Here is an 18,875-nt window from a genome sequence, read left to right as displayed (position 1 = left end):
TTATCTCTGTGCTGAAGGTGTCGCTAGACTCGTGACTTCCCCAGGAGATTGTTCTCATGCATGAGTATCTGAGTCCCGGCCGCTTCATCGATAGTGACCATCCCTCGGTGGTGGAGTTCGCCGAAAAACATCGTGGTGCCAGTCGCGATCCGCTCGAGCAGGTGATCAACCTCTATTACGCGGTGCGCGAAGCCGTGCGCTACAACCCCTACACCTTCAGTCGCGACCCGGACACCCTGCGCGGCAGTTATGCGTTGGCCACCGGAGAAAGTTATTGCGTGCCCAAGGCCACGCTTCTGGCCGGAGCAGCCCGACATTGCGGGATCCCTGCGCGCATCGGTCTGGCGGACGTGCGCAATCACCTGTCGACCCCGCGTTTACTTGAATTGCTCAAGAGCGATGTGTTTGCCATGCACGGCTATACGGAGCTGTTTCTGAACGGTCGCTGGGTCAAGGCGACGCCGGCCTTCAACCAAAAACTCTGCGAACTGTTCAAGGTGGCACCGCTGGAGTTCGACGGCATCAATGACAGTGTTTTCCATCCTTTCAACCGCGACGGCGAGCAGATGATGGAGTACCTGGTGGACCACGGCCAGTTCACCGACGTGCCTGAAACGTTCTTTTTCGAGCACCTGGAAAAGTGCTACCCACATCTGTTCAGCGACACATTGCCAGCATTGCTGGGTGACATGCAGAGTGATTTGAGCCGCGCCTGATCCGTCGTATGCTGCCTGCGCATTTATCCATAAAGAGGCGGTCATGCTGAAGATCTGGGGTCGGAAAAATTCGTCGAATGTCAGAAAGCCATTGTGGGCCGCGGAGGAACTGGGCCTGGCCTATGAAGCCATCGATGCGGGCGGTGCCTTTGGTGTAGTCGATACGCCGCAGTACCGTGCGATGAACCCTAACGGCCGTGTGCCGGTGATCGAAGACGACGGCTTCGTGCTCTGGGAATCGAACGCCATCGTGCGTTACCTGATGGCCAGCCACGCCAATGGCACGGCCTGGTACCCGACGGATCTGAAGGCCCGCGCCGCTGCCGATAAGTGGATGGACTGGACCACCTCCAGTTTTGCCGGCCCGTTCCGCACGGTGTTCTGGGGCGTGTTGCGCACACCTGAAGATAAGCAGGACTGGCCCGCCATCAACGCCGCGATCAAGGAATGCGATGATCTGCTGGCGGCGGCGAACCAGGCGTTGGCGGCCATGCCGTATCTGTCCGGCGACGAAATCGGCATGGGCGATATTCCGCTCGGCAGTTTCATTTATGCCTGGTTCGAGATGCCGATCGAGCGCGCACCGCAGCCGCATCTCGAAGCCTGGTACGCGCGGCTGAAACAACGCCCGGCGTATAAAAAAGCCGTTATGACCGCGTTGACTTAATACTCACTATCGACACACTTGACTGTACTTGTGTGGCAGCGACAAGCACCATTGCGCTCACGCGCCGCGGTTGCATTGCTCGCCGCCCGCCCATAGTTATCCCTCTCTTCCCTTCTTGGTGCGTAAATCCGATATGAGTTCCGCTCTGTCCATCCGGCAGCTAACCAAAACCTACGGCAACGGTTTCCAGGCCCTGAGTGGTATCGATCTGGACGTCGCCGAAGGTGACTTTTTCGCCTTGCTCGGCCCTAACGGTGCCGGCAAATCCACGACCATCGGCATTCTCTCGACCCTGGTGAACAAGACCAGCGGCACCGTGAATATCTTCGGTCACGACCTGGACAAGAATCCTGCGCAGCTCAAGCGCTCCATCGGCGTGGTGCCCCAGGAATTCAACTTCAACCAGTTCGAAAAAACCTTCGACATCGTCGTGACCCAGGCCGGTTACTACGGCATCCCGCCGAAGATCGCCAAGGAACGCGCCGAGCAGTATCTGACCCAGCTCGGGCTGTGGGACAAACGCGATGTGCCGTCGCGTTCGCTGTCCGGCGGCATGAAGCGTCGCCTGATGATCGCCCGCGCACTGGTTCACGAACCTCGCCTGCTGATCCTCGATGAACCGACCGCGGGTGTGGACATCGAGTTGCGTCGCTCGATGTGGACCTTCCTCACCGAGCTGAACCAGAAAGGCATCACCATCATCCTCACCACCCACTACCTGGAAGAGGCTGAGCAGTTGTGCCGCAACATTGGCATCATCGACCACGGCACGATTGTCGAGAACACCAGCATGAAACAGCTGCTCGGGCAGTTGCATGTGGAAACGTTCCTGCTCGACCTCAAGAACACGCTGAACGTCGCGCCGCAGTTGCTCGGTTACCCGACCAAGCTGCTCGACAGCCACACCCTAGAAGTCCAGGTCGACAAGGCCATGGGCATCACCGCACTGTTCACCCAGTTGGCGCAGCAGAACATCGAAGTGCTGAGCCTGCGTAACAAAACCAATCGCCTCGAGGAGTTGTTCGTGTCCCTGGTGGAGAAAAATCTGTCGAAGGTGGCGGTATGAGTTCCGAGCTGCAACCCAACCTCGTTGCCCTCAACACCATCATTTACCGAGAGGTCAAACGCTTTACCCGGATCTGGCCGCAGACGCTGCTGCCGCCGGCCATCACCATGGTTCTGTACTTCGTGATCTTCGGTAACCTGATCGGTCGGCAGATCGGTGATATGGGTGGCTTCACCTATATGGAATACATCGTACCGGGCCTGATCATGATGTCGGTGATCACCAACTCCTACGGCAACGTGGTGTCGAGTTTCTTCGGCAGCAAGTTCCAGCGCTCCATCGAAGAATTGATGGTGTCGCCGGTGTCGCCGCATACGATTCTGATCGGCTACACCCTGGGCGGCGTGCTGCGCGGCTTGATGGTCGGGTTTATCGTGACCCTGCTGTCGCTGTTCTTCACCGAGTTGCAGGTGCATCACCTGGGCGTGACCATTCTGGTGGTGGTGCTGACGGCGACGATCTTCTCGCTGCTGGGCTTCATCAACGCCGTGTTTGCGCGCAACTTCGATGACATCTCAATCATCCCGACATTCGTGCTGACACCGCTGACCTACCTGGGCGGGGTGTTCTACTCGATCTCCTTGCTGCCACCGTTCTGGCAGACCGTGTCCCTGGCGAACCCGGTGCTGCACATGGTCAACGCCTTCCGTTACGGCATTCTCGGCGTTTCGGACATCAAGATCAGCGTGGCGATTACTTTCATGCTGGTGGCGACGGTGGTGTTGTACATCGGTTGTGCGCGGTTGCTGGTCAGTGGGCGCGGGATGCGTACCTGAGAAAGACCGCGTCGCCTGCTTCGCTGGCAAGCCTCGCTCCTACGGGGCACCATCAGACCTGTAGGAGAGAGGCTTGCCAGCGAAGGCGTCAGCTCAAACACCACAAAACGAACGGCCTCCAAAAATGGAGGCCGTTTTGCATCTACTTCATCCGGCGTTGCTTACGCCGCTTCCACTGCCGCCCAACCCACCAGCGCCAATACATCATCACCATGCAATAGGCGAGGGCGCCGAGCACCAGCCCCGTTACCACTGATCCCAGCAAAAACGGCTGCCACAAAGTAGACAGCTCGCCGCTGATCCATTCCCAGGTCAGCTCGTCCGGCAAATGCCTGGCCGGTACATTCATCAACCACGCCCCCGTCTGATAGGTGCAGAAGAACACCGCAGGCATGGTGATCGGGTTGGTCAGCCAGACCAGGCTGACGGCAATGGGCATGTTGCCCCGCACCACGATCGCCAGAATGGCAGCGACCAGCATCTGCAACGGAATGGGCAGGAATGCCGCGAACAGACCCACTGCCATGGCCCGTGCGACGGAATGACGATTGAGGTGCCAGAGGTTCGGGTCATGCAGCAGGGTGCCGAGAAAGCGTAAGGATTTGTGTTCCCTGATGCTGGTCGGGTCTGGCATGTAACGTTTGAATAAGCGCCGGGGCATAAGGCTTCTCGGTCGGTTAAGGCGGCAAGTATGTCTGGATTCTATGAACCGCCCATTCAGACTTTGTGACAATTAATAACCGTGCGGGTGCGATCAGCCAGCTATGCCTAGTGTGGGACTCTCAAGGACGGGCGTATGCGCACAGGGATGATGGCGCTGGCGTTGGGTTTGCTGGCCCTGCGTTTTTTACCGGTTTTACCGCCGGTCTGGTTATGGATGTTGCTGCCGGTGCTGGGTTTGATGCTGCTGCCGTTTCGGACTTACCCGTTGGCGTTCTTCCTGTTCGGCTTCAGTTGGGCGTGCGCGAGTGCGCAGTGGGCGCTGGATGATCGCCTGCCGCTGAAGCTCGATGGCGAGACTCGTTGGGTCGAAGGTCGGGTGACGGGCCTGCCACAGAATGCCGAAGGTGTCGTGCGCTTCGAGTTGACCGACAGTCAGTCCCGAAGCACCCGGCTCCCCCGGCATCTGCGCCTCGCCTGGTATGACGGACCGCCCGTCAACAGCGGCGAACGGTGGCGGCTAGCGGTCAAATTGAAGCGCCCTGCCGGGCTGCTCAACCCGCATGCCTTCGATTACGACGCCTGGCTGCTGGCTCAACGCATCGGTGCTACCGGGACGGTCAAGGACGGCCAGAGGCTGGCCGCCGCCCAATCGGCCTGGCGCGACAGCATTCGCCAGCGGTTGCAGGCCGTCGATGCCCAAGGCCGGACGGGGGCGCTGATCGCACTGGTGCTGGGCGACGGCGGCGGGCTGAATCGCGAGGACTGGCAAGTGCTGCAAGACACCGGCACCGTGCATCTGCTGGTGATTTCCGGGCAGCACATCGGGCTGCTGGCGGGGCTGGTGTATCTGCTGATCGCCGGGCTGGCGCGCTATGGTCTGTGGCCCAGCCGTTTGCCTTGGCTGCCATGGGCCTGCGGACTGGCGTTTGCCGCTGCGCTGGGTTACGGGTTGCTGGCCGGTTTCGAGGTGCCGGTGCGCCGGGCCTGCGTGATGATCGGTCTGGTGTTGTTGTGGCGGCTGCGGTTTCGACACCTTGGTGCCTGGTGGCCACTGTTGTTGGCGCTCAATGGCGTTTTACTGCTCGACCCGTTGGCGAGCCTGCAACCGGGATTCTGGTTGTCCTTCGCGGCAGTGGCGGTGTTGATCTTCACCTTCGGTGGGCGGCTGGGGCCCTGGCGTTGGTGGCAAACCTGGACCCGTGCGCAATGGCTGATCGCGATCGGACTGTGCCCATTGCTGTTGATACTTGGCTTGCCGATCAGCGTCAGCGGGCCAGTGGCCAATTTGCTGGCGGTGCCCTGGGTCAGTCTGCTGGTATTGCCGCCAGCCTTGCTCGGGACGTTGTTGTTGCCCGTCCCCTATGTGGGGGAGGGATTGTTGTGGTTGGCGGGCGGTCTGGTCGACCTGCTGTTCAAGGGACTGGCATTGATGGCCGGGCAATTGCCCGCTTGGGTGCCGGTCGCGGTGCCGCTGTGGATTTGGGCGCTCGGTACGCTTGGGGCCTTTCTTCTATTGCTGCCTAAAGGTGTGCCGTTGCGCCCGCTGGGTTGGCCGCTGCTGCTCTTGCTGGCTTTTCCTCCCCGTCCAATGCTTTCAGAAGGCGTCGCCGAAGTCTGGCAGCTGGATGTCGGCCAAGGTCTGGCAATCCTCGTGCGCACCCGCCATCACACGTTGCTGTATGACACCGGGCCGCGTTTTGGCGATTTCGATCTGGGCGAGCGGGTGGTGCTGCCGTCATTGCGCAAACTGGGCGTAGCCGGGATCGACCTGATGCTCATCAGCCACGCCGACGCCGATCACGCCGGCGGTGCACGCGCGGTTGCCAACGGATTGCCGGTGACGCAGGTCCTGAGCGGTGATCCCGAAGCGCTGCCAGCCGAGTTGCGCGCCGAAGGCTGTGAAAGCGGCCGGCAATGGACCTGGGACGGTGTGGTCTTCCGGCTCTGGCAATGGACATCGGCGCGAGACAGCAATCAAAAATCCTGTGTGCTGCAGATCGAAGCCAATGGCGAGCGATTGCTGTTGACCGGTGACATCGATACCGCTGCCGAGCGGGTGCTGCTCGACAGTCCGCTCGCCGTGCCGACCGATTGGCTGCAATCGCCGCACCACGGCAGCCGCAGTTCCTCTTCGATGGCGCTGCTCGCCGCGTTACAACCCAGGGCTGTGCTGATATCCCGTGGCCAGGGCAATTCCTTTGGCCACCCGCATCCCACGGTCAGGGCGCGCTACCAAAAGCGCGGGATGGCAATCTACGACAGCGCCACCCACGGTGCCATTCGTCTGCAGCTGGGGCGCTTCAAGCCGCCGTGGGCGATGCGTCTGGAACGGCGTTTCTGGCGCGATCCGCCACCGTCCGACCCATAACCACAAGTTATGAAAGCCCGACCGGATGCGACATCACGGTCTTCGGTGAATCCGGACCCTATGTTAGAGTGGCGCACTTTTTCGAGGGGACTGTCACTGTGTGGGAATTGGTCAAATCCGGCGGCTGGATGATGCTGCCGATCATTCTGAGTTCCATCGCGGCCATGGCGATCGTCGCCGAGCGTCTCTGGACCCTGCGAGCCAGCCGTGTGACCCCGGAGCATTTGCTCGGGCAGGTCTGGGTGTGGATCAAGGACAAGCAGCTCAATAAGGAAAAACTCAAGGAACTGCGCGCCAACTCACCGTTGGGCGAGATTCTGGCGGCGGGCCTTGCCAACTCCAAACATGGTCGCGAGATCATGAAAGAGTGCATCGAAGAAGCCGCTGCGCGGGTGATTCACGAACTCGAGCGCTATATCAATGCACTGGGCACCATCGCCGCCATGGCTCCATTGCTGGGTCTTTTGGGTACGGTACTGGGCATGATCGATATTTTCAGCGCGTTCATGGGCACGGGCATGGGCACCAATGCCGCGGTGCTCGCGGGTGGTATCTCCAAGGCGCTGATCACCACGGCCGCCGGCCTGATGGTTGGTATCCCGGCAGTATTTTTTCACCGATTCCTGCAACGTCGGATCGATGAGCTGGTGGTGGGCATGGAGCAGGAAGCGATCAAACTGGTCGAAGTGGTACAGGGCGACCGTGATGTGGACCTGGCCGAGGGCAAAGCGTGAAATTCCGCCGCAAACCGCGGGAAACGGTCGACATCAACCTCGCGTCGCTGATCGACGTGGTGTTCATCCTGCTGCTGTTTTTTGTGGTCACCACCACGTTTACCCGTGAAACCCAGTTGCGCGTCGATCTGCCGGAAGCGGTCAGCGGTTCGCCTGCCGAAGACCAGCAAGTCAAACACCTGGACGTTGCCATCAGTGCCGAAGGCGCGTTCTCGGTGAACAATCAGGTATTGCCGAAGAACGACCTCGCGACGCTGATGGAGGCGCTGCAAAAAGAATCCAATGGCGACACCAACCTGCCGCTGTCCATCAGCGCGGATGGCAAGACTCAGCATCAGTCGGTCATCACCGCCATGGACGCCGCCGGCAAGCTGGGTTTCAGCCACTTGCGCATGACCACGGTCGAAGCGGCACCGCCCGCGCCCTGATGGCCATGTCTGATCGCTTGCTCGCCGCGTGGTACCAAGGTCATCCGGCCCTGAAGCTGTTGCAGCCACTGGAGTGGCTGTATCGGCGCGTGGTCATGAACAAGCGCAAGCGCTTTCTGGCGGGCGAGGGTGATATCTATCAGCCGCCCGTGCCGCTGATCGTGGTCGGCAACATCACCGTTGGCGGCACTGGCAAGACACCGCTGATTCTGTGGATGATCCAGCATTGCCAGCGCAGCGGCCTGCGGGTCGGCGTGGTCAGTCGGGGATACGGCGCCAAACCGTCGCAATTGCCGTGGCGCGTCGAGGCCGATCAGAGCGCGGACATTGCCGGCGACGAACCGCTGTTGATCGTCCAGCGCACTGGCGTGCCATTGATGATCGACCCGGATCGCAGCAGCGCCGTCAAAGCGCTGCTGGCGAGTGAGCCGCTGGATCTGATCCTCTCTGATGACGGCATGCAGCATTACCGGCTGGCCCGGGACCTGGAACTGGTGTTGATCGATGCCGCTCGCGGCCTGGGCAACAAACGCTGCCTGCCTGCCGGTCCCTTGCGTGAACCGGTCGAACGCCTGCAAAGCGTCGACGCCGTGCTGTATAACGGCGCCGCCAATGATCGCGAAGACGGTTTTGCCTTCCAGCTGCAACCTACCGAACTGGTCAACCTGCACAGCGGTGAGCGTCGTCCCCTCGACCACTTCCCCGCAGGCCAGGCGCTGCACGCCGTGGCCGGGATTGGCAATCCGCAGCGTTTCTTCACGACCCTCGAAACGCTACACTGGCAGCCTGTGCCGCATGCGTTTGCCGACCACGCCGAGTACAGCGTGCAGGCCTTGAATTTCACACCGTCATTGCCGCTGGTGATGACTGAAAAGGACGCGGTGAAGTGCCGTGCCTTCGCCGCCGCCAATTGGTGGTACCTGGCGGTCGATGCTGCACCATCGCCGGCCTTCGTGGCCTGGTTCGATACGCAGCTGATGCGCCTGTTGCCGGCTCGTCTTTTGCCTTAACTCCGTTCTAATCCAGGGAATGCTCATGGACACCAAATTGCTCGACATCCTCGCTTGCCCGGTCACCAAAGGCCCGCTCAAGCTCAGCGCTGACAAGACCGAGCTGATCAGCAAGGGCGCCGGCCTGGCTTACCCGATTCGCGACGGCATCCCGGTGATGCTCGAAACCGAAGCCCGCACCCTGACCACCGACGAGCGTCTGGATAAATGACCACAGCCTTTACCGTTGTCATTCCCTCGCGTTATGCCTCCACCCGTCTGCCGGGCAAGCCGCTGCTGTTGATCGCCGGCAAACCGATGATCCAGCACGTCTGGGAGCAGGCCAGCAAAAGCAGTGCCGAGCGTGTCGTGGTCGCCACTGATGACGTGCGCATCGTCGAGGCGTGCAACGCGTTTGGTGCCGAAGTGGTGCTGACTCGCGAAGATCACAATTCCGGTACCGATCGCCTGGCCGAAGTCGCCGCGAAACTGGGCTTGGCCGCCAACGCCATCGTGGTCAACGTCCAGGGTGACGAACCGTTGATCCCGCCGAGCGTGATCGATCAGGTCGCCGCCAACCTGGCCGCCCATACCGAAGCGCGCATGGCCACCCTGGCCGAGCCGATCGAAGACGTTGAAACCCTGTTCAATCCCAATGTGGTCAAGGTCGTCAGCGACCTCAACGGCCTGGCGCTGACGTTCAGTCGCGCCACATTGCCGTGGGCTCGTGACGCCTTCGCCAGAAGCCGCGAGCATTTGCCGGAAGGCGTGCCGTACCGCCGCCACATCGGCATTTATGCCTACCGCGCCGGTTTCCTGCATGACTTCGTCAGCTGGGGCCCGTGCTGGCTGGAAAACACCGAATCCCTGGAACAGCTGCGTGCCTTGTGGCACGGCGTGCGGATTCACGTCGCCGACGCACTGATCGCGCCGCCCACCGGCGTCGACACCGTCGAAGACCTCGAGCGCGTTCGTCGCCTGCTGGAGGCCTGATGCGCGTTTTGTTCGTGTGCCTGGGCAACATCTGTCGCTCGCCGACGGCCGAAGGTGTACTGCGGCATAAATTGCGCGAGGCGGGGCTGGCCGATCACATCGAAGTCGCCTCCGCCGGCACCGGTGACTGGCATGTCGGCAAGGCGCCGGACAAACGCAGCCAGGCCGCGGCCAAACTGCGCGGTTACGACCTGTCCGCCCAACGCGCCCAGCAAGTGACCCGCGCCGATTTCTCCGCCTACGACCTGATTCTGGCGATGGACAACAGCAATCTGCGCCACCTCAAGGCCCTGCAACCGGCCAAGGGCAAGGCCGAGCTGGACCTGTTCCTGCGTCGCTACCAGTCGGAACTCGATGAAGTGCCGGATCCGTATTACGACGGCGACCAAGGCTTCGAGCAGGTGCTGGACCTGATCGAGCGCGCCAGTGATCGACTGGTGATCGAATTGAAGGGACGGTTATGAGTTTGCAGGTTCAACCCCAGGTTTCGCTCAAGCCGTTCAATACGTTTGGTGTCGACGTTCAGGCCCGGTTGTTCGCCGAAGCCCACAGCGACGCCGATGTGCGAGAAGCCCTGGCGTATTCGTCGGCCCATGACGTGCCGTTGCTGGTGATCGGTGGCGGCAGCAACTTGCTGCTGACGGCTGATGTCCAGGCGCTGGTACTGCGCATGGCTACGCGCGGGATTCGTATCCTGAGCGATGACGGCAGCAAGGTCGTCATCGAAGCCGAAGCGGGCGAGCCTTGGCATCCGTTCGTGCAGCACACCCTGGCGCAGGGTTTGTCGGGCCTGGAGAACCTCAGCCTGATCCCCGGCACGGTCGGTGCGGCGCCGATGCAGAACATCGGCGCCTATGGCGTCGAGATCAAGGACGTGTTCGCCGGCCTGACCGCGCTGGATCGCCAGACCGGCGAGCTGCGGGACTTCACGCTGGCGCAATGCAATTTCGCTTACCGCGACAGCCTTTTCAAGCAGGAGCCGGGACGCTGGTTGATCCTGCGCGTGCGTTTCACCCTCAACCGCGCCGCGCACTTGCACCTGGAATACGGTCCGGTTCGCCAGCGCCTGACCGAGCAAGGCATCGATCAGCCGACCGCCACCGACGTCAGTCAGGCGATCTGCAGCATTCGTAACGAAAAACTCCCGGACCCGGCAGTACTCGGCAATGCCGGCAGCTTCTTCAAGAACCCTCTGGTACCGGCCGCGCTGGTCGCACAGCTGAAAAGCCAATACCCGGACCTGGTGGCCTACGCGCAACCCGATGGGCAGATGAAACTGGCGGCCGGCTGGTTGATCGAGCGGGCCGGCTGGAAAGGCTTTCGAGACGGCGATGCCGGTGTGCATAAGTTGCAGGCGCTGGTGCTGGTCAACTACGGCAGCGCCACCGGCCAACAATTGCTGAACCTGGCGCAGCAGATTCAGAAGGACATTTCTCAACGTTTCAAAGTCGACTTGGAAATGGAGCCGAATCAGTATTGAAGCTACGCTTTAATGACTGATTTCAAAGCCCTGCACACCTTCAACTGTGCAGGGCTTTTTTGTTAATGCTGGGTTAACTTAGCCGCCTAACGATGCAAAGCATTTGCTCCACCAAAGGCCCGATGCAGACGTTGCCGTCCGCGTAAGAGAGCCTCTTAGCCTGAGACGATCTGCGTGATGCAAACCGTGAATCCCAAGCGGCAGATTGCTCGACCCCATAACCCAATCTATTAATTAGAAAAAAATGGCGGGCGTGCCCATGATTACCCTGAAACTCAATGGTCAAGACCATCAACTCGACGTCACCGAGGATATGCCGCTGCTCTGGGCAATTCGCGACGTGGCCGGTTACAACGGCACCAAGTTCGGCTGTGGCATGGGCCTGTGTGGTGCCTGCACCATTCATATCGAAGGCGCTCCGGCGCGCAGTTGCATCACGCCGATCGGCGCGGTGGTCGGCCAGAACGTCACCACCATCGATAACCTGCACGCCGACCCGGTCGGGCAAGTCGTGCAACAAGCGTGGCTCGATACCGCCGTGGCCCAGTGCGGTTTCTGCCAGGGCGGGCAGATCATGTCGGCGACGGCACTGCTCAAGACTAATCCGAACCCCAGCGACGCACAGATCGAAGAGGCGATGGTCGGCAATATTTGCCGTTGCGGCACTTACAACCGCATCAAGACCGCCATCCGTCAGGCATCCACTCACCTGAAGGAGGCCAAGGCATGAGCCAGTTACCGAATGATTTTGCGCTGAGCAACCTCAGCCGCCGTGGCTTCCTTAAAGGCGTCGGTGCCACCAGTGCGCTGGTGCTGGTGGCCAGTTGGGGCTGGCAAGACGCTTTCGCCGAAGAAAAAGAGAAAAAATTCGGCGCCGACGGCATGCCCAATGGCTGGATCGATGATCCCAAGGTTTACATCAGCATTGCCGCTGACGGCAGGGTGACCGTGGTTTGCAACCGTTCAGAAATGGGCCAGGGTGTACGCACCAGTCTGACCATGGTGGTCGCCGATGAGCTGGATGCCGACTGGGCCATGATGAAAGTGCAGCAGGCGCCGGGCGACGAAGTTCGCTTCGGTAACCAGGACACCGACGGCTCGCGCAGCATGCGTCACTGGTACGAGCCGATGCGCCGTTGCGGTGCTGCCGCGCGGACCATGCTTGAACAAGCGGCTGCCGCGCAGTGGAAAGTGGCGGTCAGCGAATGCCATGCGCAACTGCATAAAGTGGTGCACCAACCGACCGGTCGTGAACTGGGCTATGGCGCCTTGGCCGCCGCAGCGGGTGCGCTGGCAGTGCCGGCCCGTGACAGCCTGCGGCTCAAACAGCCGTCGGAATTCCGCTACATCGGCAAGGAAGGCACCAAGGCGATCGACGGCGCCGACATCGTCAATGGCCGCGCCATCTACGGAGCCGACGTGCATTTTGACGGCATGCTTTACGTCGTGATTGCGCGTCCGGCGGTCTATGGCGGCACGGTCAAATCCGTCGACTCCAGCGCCGCGCTGAAAGTCCCGGGCGTGATCAAGGTGATCCAGATCGAAGGCCGTCCGCTGCCATCCGAGTTCCAGCCGCTAGGTGGCGTAGCCGTAGTGGCCAGCAATACCTGGGCCGCGATCAAAGGCCGCGAAGCGCTGAAAATCGAGTGGGATGACGGCCCCAACGCCAGTTATGACTCGATCGCCTACCGCAAAGAGCTGGAAGCCGCGTCCCTCAAGCCCGGCAAGGTGGTGCGCAACACCGGCAACATCGACGACGCCATGAAAGGCGCCAACAGCACCCTCGAAGCCTCTTATTACCTGCCGCACCTGGCGCAGGCGCCGATGGAACCAATGGTCGCCATTGCCCGGTTCAAGGACGGTGTGTGCGAGGCCTGGGGCCCTAGCCAGGCGCCGCAAGTCACCCGTGAACGGATCGGCGAACGCCTTGGTATTCCGTTTGATAACGTTACGTTCAATGTCACCTTGCTGGGCGGCGGTTTCGGTCGAAAATCCAAGCCGGACTTCATCATCGAAGCGGCGATCCTCGCCAAGGAATTCCCCGGCAAGGCCGTGCGGGTGCAATGGACCCGTGAGGACGACATCCACTGCTCCTACTTCCACACCGTGTCGGCCGAATACCTGAAGGCCAGCCTGGACAAGGACGGCCTGCCCTCCGGCTGGCTGCACCGCACCGTGGCCCCGAGCATCACCGCGCTGTTCGCCCCGGGCATGAACCACGAGGCAGCTTTCGAGCTGGGCATGGGCTTCACCAACATGGCCTACGCGATCCCCAACGTGCGCCTGGAAAACCCGGAAGCGGCGATTCATACGCGGGTCGGCTGGTATCGCTCGGTGTCGAACATCCCCCATGGGTTTGCGATTCAGAGCTTTGTCGATGAGCTGGCGCACAAGGCCAAACAGGATCCACTCAAGTACCAGATCAAACTGCTCGGCCCGGATCGTCAGATCGATCCGCGTACCTTGAGTGAAGAGTGGAACTACGGCGAATCTCCCGAGCGTTATCCGATCGACACCGGGCGGATGCGCACAGTACTGGAAACTGCCGCCAAGGCCGCCGGTTGGGGGCGCGAGTTACCCAAGGGCCGAGGCCTGGGCCTGGCGGTGCATTACAGCTTCGTCACCTATGTGGCGGCGGTGATCGAGGTCGAAGTCAAAGAAGACGGCACGCTGATCGTGCACAAGGCCGACATCGCGGTGGATTGTGGTCCGCAGATCAACCCCGAACGGATTCGCGCTCAGTTCGAAGGCGCTTGCGTCATGGGTCTGGGCAATGCCGTGGTGGGGGAAATCAGCTTCAAGGACGGCAAGGTTCAGCAAGACAACTTCCACATGTACGAAGTGGCACGCATGTCACTGGCACCGAAGGAAGTGGCCGTGCATCTGGTCACGCCTCCGGGCAATGTGCCGTTGGGCGGGGTTGGTGAGCCAGGCGTACCGCCGATTGCGCCTGCGCTGTGCAACGCCATCTTCGCTGCCACCGGTCAGCGCATCCGCAACTTGCCGGTTCGCTATCAGCTGCAAGGTTGGCAGAAGGCGCAGGCCTGATGGACAGCGCGGATCTGAACGTCCTGCGCAACGTGCTGGAATGGCGCCGCGCCGGTCAGCGGGTGGTGTTGTACAGCGTGGTCCAGACCTGGGGCACTGCGCCCCGGGCACCTGGCGCGATGCTGGCGTTGCGTGAAGATGGCGTGGTGATCGGCTCGGTGTCCGGTGGGTGTGTCGAGGATGATTTGATTGCCCGGCTGCACGATGGGCGGATTCCACCTGACGGACCGCCGGTGCAGTTGATCACCTACGGTGTCACCCGAGAGGAGGCCGCACGGTTTGGTTTGCCGTGCGGCGGTACGTTGCGCCTGACCGAAGAACGGGTCGGCGATCCAGGTTGGGTCGCCGAGTTGCTGGCGCGCTGCGAAGCCCATGAAATCGTGGCGCGTTCGCTGGATGTTGCGACGGGCGAAGTGGTTGTGCAGGCGGCGAACAAAAGCGATGTGCTGAGCTTTGACGGCCATACCCTGCGTGCCATCTACGGTCCGCGTTGGCGTCTGTTGCTGATCGGTGCGGGGCAACTGTCCCGGTATGTCGCCGAGATGGCGCGGCTGCTGGATTTTGAAGTGCTGATCTGCGATCCGCGCAGCGAGTTTGTCTACGGTTGGGAAGAGCAGCACGGCCGTTTCGTCTCGGGCATGCCGGATGAAGCAGTGCTGAACATCCAGACCGACGAACGCACGGCCATTGTCGCTCTGACCCATGATCCGCGCCTGGATGATATGGCACTGCTGACCGCTCTGGATTCCAGGGCGTTTTATGTCGGTGCCCTCGGCTCGCGGGTCAACAGCCTGAAGCGCCGGGAAAACCTCGCTCAGCTAGGCTTGTCATCACAGGCCATCGAGCGGTTGCACGGCCCGATCGGTTTGCATATCGGCAGCCACAGTCCCGCGGAAATCGCCTTGTCGCTGCTGGCCGAGATTGTGGCGATCAAGAACGGCGTCGAACTCAAGCAGAAAAAGCCGTTGCAGGAGGTTGTATGAGTGAGTCCATCGGCGTCATCGTGCTGGCGGCGGGGCAGGGCAGTCGTTTCAGGCAGGTCGTGGGGGGCGACAAGGACAAGTTGCTGGCGGATTGTGTCGGTCGCGATGGCGCTGTTCGTTCGGTGATCGAACAGGTGCTGGTGAATTTGCCGATCGGTCTGGCGAAGCGCGTGCTGGTGACCACCGAAAATCGTCCGCAAGTGATGCGCATGGCTCAGGCGTATGGCTTCGACATTGTGCTGATCGAGTCTACCGGGATGGGTGACAGCATTGCGGTCGGGGTGGCGGCGTGTCCAGACCTCAGTGGCTGGTTGATTGTACTGGGGGATATGCCGTTTATCTTGCCGTCGAGTATTGAGCGGGTGGTGGCGGGGATGGCGGACAATTGCGTCAGCGTGCCGGTGCATGCAGGTGTCTATGGGCATCCGGTCGGGTTCGGGCGCAGCTTTGGGGCTGGGTTGATGGCGTTATCCGGCGATCATGGGGCCAAGCCGTTGTTTGCGCAGGGCAGGGTTGTTGAAGTGGTGGTGGATGATGCCGGGGTGTTGTGGGATGTGGATACACCAGAGGCGTTGACCTATAAGTAGGCGTGCCGCGGATCCCACATGGGTCGTGGTGATGCCAACAGATACAAAAAAGCCCCGCCTGGATCACCAGGCGGGGCTTTTTAGTGGCCGATGGAATCAGACGAGGGGTTTAGGCTCGTGTTCTTTCTCCAGGGCTTGTTCGTGTTGCTCGACCGCGTCCTGAACGGAGCGCGGCGCTTCTTCGATGACCGACTCGGCAGCAGGTGCCGCTTCGACCACATCGGCAACAACCGGTGCAGGCTCAGCAGCAACAGGCGCTTCAACCGGAGCAGCAGCGGCAGCCAGTTCAGCTTCCTTCTGCAGACGCTCTTCTTCACGCTTGCGACGACGCACTTCACGTGGATCGTTCGGCGCACGGCCATTTTCGGTCAGGGCGCTGACTGGAGTCGCTTCAACGACCGGTGTAGCCACTTCGGCAACAACCGGCGTCGGCGCTTCAACCACTGGAGCAGGCTCGGCGGCAGCAACCACTGGCTCGGAGACCATGGCTTCAGCCACATGCTCTTGTGCAACAGGTGCTGGAGCTTCGACAGCTACCGGCTCGGCAACCCAGTTGAACGCGGTTTGTTCTTCACGAACTTCACGCACAGCTTCGGTCACGGTTTCGGTGACTGTTTCGACAGCCGGTTCTGCGGCAACCACTGGCTCGACAACAGCTTCAACTTCAGGCTGTACTTCGCGAACCGGCGCCACTTCGATTTCCGGCGCTGCATTGGCTTCGACCGGAGTCGTCGCTTCTACCGCTGGCGCTTCGACCGGAGCCGTTTCCAGAGTGGCGGCAGTCGCGCGTTCGGCTTGCTCGTTGGCTTGTGCTTCAGCAGGCGCGCTGATTACGGTGCTGGCAACGGCTGCGGTAACAGCCAGGCCGGCGGCCAGATCAGCGGTGCTTGGCGCTTCGTTGCTTTCGCCCGCTTCGCTGCCTTCGGCGGTCTCGGATTCTTCCGAACCTTCGATCACGTTGCCGTTGGCATCGCGTTGACGCTCGCGACGGTTGCTGCGACGACGCTGGCCACGGGAGCGGCGGCGTGGACGATCGCCTTCGGCGCCTTCCTGACCGTCTTCCTGCAGTTGCTCTTCGTTGGTTACCAGCTCTTCGTCGGCAACGGCAGCAGCGGCTTGCTCGGCACGTGGCTGACGTTCTTCACGCGGTGGGCGTGGAGCGCGTTCTTCGCGTGGCTGGCGAGCCGGACGCTCTTCAGCGGTCGCAGCGGTCGCAGCAGCAACAGGGGCCGGAGCAACGGTATCCAGAGGTTCGCGCAGTTCACGTACGCGTTCTTCACGCTCGCCACGCGGCTTGCGGTCTTCGCGAGGCGCGCGCGGTGCACGTTCTTCACGAGGGGCGCGTGGTGCGCGCTCTTCACGTGGAGCACGTTCTTCGCGGGCGACTACCGGGGTTTCTTCACGTGCTTCGCGTGGTTGACGCTCTTCGCGTGGCTCACGTGGTGCGCGTTCTTCACGCGGTGCACGTTCCTCACGAGGCTTGCGCTCTTCATCGCGGCGACCGTTACGGTTGCGGCTCTGCTGACGACCGTTGCGACGCTCTTCGTTACGGGCCGGGCGCTCGGTGGTTGCTGGTTTTTCAACCACAACCGGAGCAGCAGGCTCTTCCTTGGTAGCAAACAGGCTGACCAGCGACTTCACCAGGCCTTTGAACAGGCTAGGCTCTGGCGCGGCGGCCGGTGCAGCAACAGGTGCGGCAGTGGCGACGACTTCGGTCGGAACCGGAGCGTTGGCGCGGGCCGGAGCCGTCTTGACCGCAGCTTCCTGACGAACCAGGGTGCGGGTCGCGGCGGCTGGCTGGACTTCTTCGACTTCGGCAGCGGCTGCTGCGATTTCGTAGCTGGACTGGCCGACCGCGGCTTCCGGGCTGTCATCGCGCAGACGCTGAACTTCGAAGTGCGGCGTTTCGAGGTGATCGTTCGGCAGAATGACAATGCGGGCACGGGTGCGCAGTTCGATCTTGGTAATCGAGTTGCGTTTTTCGTTGAGCAGGAAGGCTGCTACCGGAATCGGCACTTGGGCGCGAACTTCGGCGGTGCGGTCTTTCAGGGCTTCTTCTTCGATCAGGCGCAGAATTGCCAGCGACAGCGATTCAACGTCACGGATGATGCCGGTGCCGTTGCAACGTGGGCAAACGATGCCGCTGCTTTCGCCCAGGGATGGACGCAGGCGCTGACGGGACATTTCCAGCAGGCCGAAGCGCGAGATGCGACCGACTTGCACACGAGCGCGGTCGGCTTCCAGGCATTCGCGGACTTTTTCTTCCACGGCGCGCTGGTTCTTGGCAGGGGTCATGTCGATGAAGTCGATGACGATCAGGCCGCCGATGTCGCGCAAGCGCAACTGACGGGCGATTTCTTCGGCGGCTTCAAGGTTGGTCTGCAGGGCGGTTTCTTCGATGTCGCTGCCTTTGGTGGCACGCGCCGAGTTGATGTCGATGGACACCAGGGCTTCGGTCGGATCGATAACGATGGAGCCGCCGGAAGGCAGTTCAACGACACGCTGGAAGGCGGTCTCGATCTGGCTTTCGATCTGGAAACGGTTGAACAGCGGAACGCTGTCTTCGTACAGCTTGATCTTGCTGGCGTACTGCGGCATCACCTGGCGAATGAAGGTCAGGGCTTCGTCCTGGGCTTCAACGCTGTCGATCAGCACTTCGCCGATGTCCTGACGCAGGTAATCGCGGATGGCGCGGATGATCACGTTGCTTTCCTGGTAGATCAGGAATGGCGCGGAGCGATCCAGCGAGGCTTCTTTGATGGCGGTCCAGAGTTGCAGCAGGTAGTCGAGGTCCCACTGCATTTCTTCGCTGCTGCGGCCCAGGCCGGCAGTGCGAACGATCAGGCCCATGTCGGCCGGGGCAACCAGGCCGTTCAGGGCTTCACGCAGTTCGTTGCGTTCTTCGCCTTCGATGCGACGGGAGATACCGCCGGCACGCGGGTTGTTCGGCATCAGCACCAGGTAACGACCGGCCAGGCTGATGAAGGTGGTCAGGGCGGCGCCCTTGTTGCCACGTTCTTCTTTTTCGACCTGAACGATGACTTCCTGGCCTTCGCTCAGGACGTCCTTGATGTTGACGCGGCCTTCGGGGGCTTTCTTGAAGTATTCGCGGGAGATTTCTTTGAGGGGCAGGAAGCCGTGGCGCTCGGAGCCGAAATCGACAAAGGCAGCCTCAAGGCTTGGTTCGATGCGAGTAATCCGGCCTTTATAGATGTTGGCCTTCTTCTGCTCGCGTGCACCGGATTCGATGTCCAGGTCGTAGAGGCGTTGGCCATCTACCAGTGCAACACGCAACTCTTCGGGTTGAGTTGCGTTAATCAGCATTCTTTTCATGTAGTACCGTCGGTTTCCGGGCTGCCGGAAACGGCGTTCGGCAC

Annotated in this window: 18 protein-coding genes; 16 read left to right on the top strand and 2 right to left on the bottom strand. The window is 61.3% G+C overall.

The window, feature by feature from the left end:
• Positions 1-56: 56 nt before the first annotated feature.
• The 4 genes from ACA051_RS21530 to ACA051_RS21515 all read left to right on the top strand — a co-directional run bounded on the left by ACA051_RS21530 (position 57) and on the right by ACA051_RS21515 (position 3,225).
• Positions 57-716 (top strand): transglutaminase-like domain-containing protein, encoded by a 660-nt coding sequence (locus tag ACA051_RS21530; RefSeq protein ID WP_497371838.1) that lies wholly within the window; start codon positions 57-59, stop codon positions 714-716.
• Between the two features lie 43 nt (positions 717-759).
• Positions 760-1,383 (top strand): glutathione S-transferase family protein, encoded by a 624-nt coding sequence (locus ACA051_RS21525; RefSeq protein WP_497304578.1) that lies wholly within the window; start codon positions 760-762, stop codon positions 1,381-1,383.
• Between the two features lie 133 nt (positions 1,384-1,516).
• A complete protein-coding gene (locus ACA051_RS21520) occupies positions 1,517-2,449 on the top strand; it encodes an ABC transporter ATP-binding protein (protein WP_162437993.1) in 933 nt (310 codons plus the stop codon).
• Positions 2,446-3,225, top strand: a complete 780-nt coding sequence (locus ACA051_RS21515) for an ABC transporter permease (protein ID WP_497304576.1) — start codon at positions 2,446-2,448, stop codon at positions 3,223-3,225. Before ACA051_RS21520 ends, ACA051_RS21515 begins: the two co-directional genes overlap by 4 nt.
• Before the next feature lie 142 nt (positions 3,226-3,367).
• On the opposite strand, the gene ACA051_RS21510 is transcribed toward ACA051_RS21515, so the two are convergent.
• Positions 3,368-3,886: a DUF2062 domain-containing protein gene (locus ACA051_RS21510; RefSeq protein WP_497304574.1), complete on the bottom strand. Its 519-nt coding sequence runs from the start codon at positions 3,884-3,886 to the stop codon at positions 3,368-3,370.
• Between the two features lie 135 nt (positions 3,887-4,021).
• On the opposite strand from ACA051_RS21510, the gene ACA051_RS21505 reads away from it, so the two are divergent.
• From ACA051_RS21505 to ACA051_RS21450, 12 genes are all read left to right on the top strand, one after another.
• On the top strand, positions 4,022-6,256 hold the full coding sequence (locus ACA051_RS21505) for a DNA internalization-related competence protein ComEC/Rec2 (RefSeq protein ID WP_497371836.1): 2,235 nt from the start codon (positions 4,022-4,024) through the stop codon (positions 6,254-6,256).
• 98 nt (positions 6,257-6,354) lie between these two features.
• A complete protein-coding gene (pocA, locus tag ACA051_RS21500; RefSeq protein ID WP_162556235.1) occupies positions 6,355-6,990 on the top strand; it encodes a flagellar polar localization protein PocA in 636 nt (211 codons plus the stop codon).
• A complete protein-coding gene (gene pocB, locus ACA051_RS21495; protein ID WP_497295381.1) occupies positions 6,987-7,418 on the top strand; it encodes a flagellar polar localization protein PocB in 432 nt (143 codons plus the stop codon). The genes pocA and pocB overlap by 4 nt, the downstream gene beginning before the upstream one ends.
• On the top strand, positions 7,418-8,428 hold the full coding sequence (gene lpxK / locus ACA051_RS21490; RefSeq protein ID WP_497371834.1) for a tetraacyldisaccharide 4'-kinase: 1,011 nt from the start codon (positions 7,418-7,420) through the stop codon (positions 8,426-8,428). Before pocB ends, lpxK begins: the two co-directional genes overlap by 1 nt.
• Before the next feature lie 25 nt (positions 8,429-8,453).
• Positions 8,454-8,639 (top strand): Trm112 family protein, encoded by a 186-nt coding sequence (locus ACA051_RS21485; RefSeq protein WP_010461887.1) that lies wholly within the window; start codon positions 8,454-8,456, stop codon positions 8,637-8,639.
• Positions 8,636-9,400 (top strand): 3-deoxy-manno-octulosonate cytidylyltransferase, encoded by a 765-nt coding sequence (kdsB, locus tag ACA051_RS21480; RefSeq protein ID WP_497304569.1) that lies wholly within the window; start codon positions 8,636-8,638, stop codon positions 9,398-9,400. The genes ACA051_RS21485 and kdsB overlap by 4 nt, the downstream gene beginning before the upstream one ends.
• Positions 9,400-9,864: a low molecular weight protein-tyrosine-phosphatase gene (locus ACA051_RS21475; protein WP_497304567.1), complete on the top strand. Its 465-nt coding sequence runs from the start codon at positions 9,400-9,402 to the stop codon at positions 9,862-9,864. Before kdsB ends, ACA051_RS21475 begins: the two co-directional genes overlap by 1 nt.
• The gene (gene murB, locus ACA051_RS21470; protein WP_497371832.1) at positions 9,861-10,880 is read left to right on the top strand and encodes a UDP-N-acetylmuramate dehydrogenase; all 1,020 of its coding nucleotides are present in this window, start codon (positions 9,861-9,863) and stop codon (positions 10,878-10,880) included. The genes ACA051_RS21475 and murB overlap by 4 nt, the downstream gene beginning before the upstream one ends.
• Before the next feature lie 259 nt (positions 10,881-11,139).
• Positions 11,140-11,610 (top strand): (2Fe-2S)-binding protein, encoded by a 471-nt coding sequence (locus tag ACA051_RS21465; RefSeq protein ID WP_497304565.1) that lies wholly within the window; start codon positions 11,140-11,142, stop codon positions 11,608-11,610.
• Positions 11,607-13,928, top strand: a complete 2,322-nt coding sequence (locus tag ACA051_RS21460) for a xanthine dehydrogenase family protein molybdopterin-binding subunit (protein WP_497371830.1) — start codon at positions 11,607-11,609, stop codon at positions 13,926-13,928. Before ACA051_RS21465 ends, ACA051_RS21460 begins: the two co-directional genes overlap by 4 nt.
• Complete coding sequence (locus ACA051_RS21455) at positions 13,928-14,911, top strand: XdhC family protein (protein ID WP_497371828.1); 984 nt, start codon at positions 13,928-13,930, stop codon at positions 14,909-14,911. The genes ACA051_RS21460 and ACA051_RS21455 overlap by 1 nt, the downstream gene beginning before the upstream one ends.
• Positions 14,908-15,498: a nucleotidyltransferase family protein gene (locus tag ACA051_RS21450; RefSeq protein WP_497371826.1), complete on the top strand. Its 591-nt coding sequence runs from the start codon at positions 14,908-14,910 to the stop codon at positions 15,496-15,498. Before ACA051_RS21455 ends, ACA051_RS21450 begins: the two co-directional genes overlap by 4 nt.
• 96 nt (positions 15,499-15,594) lie before the next feature.
• Here the strand turns inward: ACA051_RS21450 and rne are convergent, their stop codons facing one another.
• The gene (gene rne, locus ACA051_RS21445) at positions 15,595-18,831 is read right to left on the bottom strand and encodes a ribonuclease E (protein WP_497371824.1); all 3,237 of its coding nucleotides are present in this window, start codon (positions 18,829-18,831) and stop codon (positions 15,595-15,597) included.
• Between the last annotated feature and the right edge of the window lie 44 nt (positions 18,832-18,875).

The sequence above is a fragment of the Pseudomonas sp. LBUM1669 genome (genome assembly GCF_059695705.1).
Note: the sequence above shows the minus strand (reverse complement) of the source record. Positions and strands in the feature narration are given on the sequence as shown.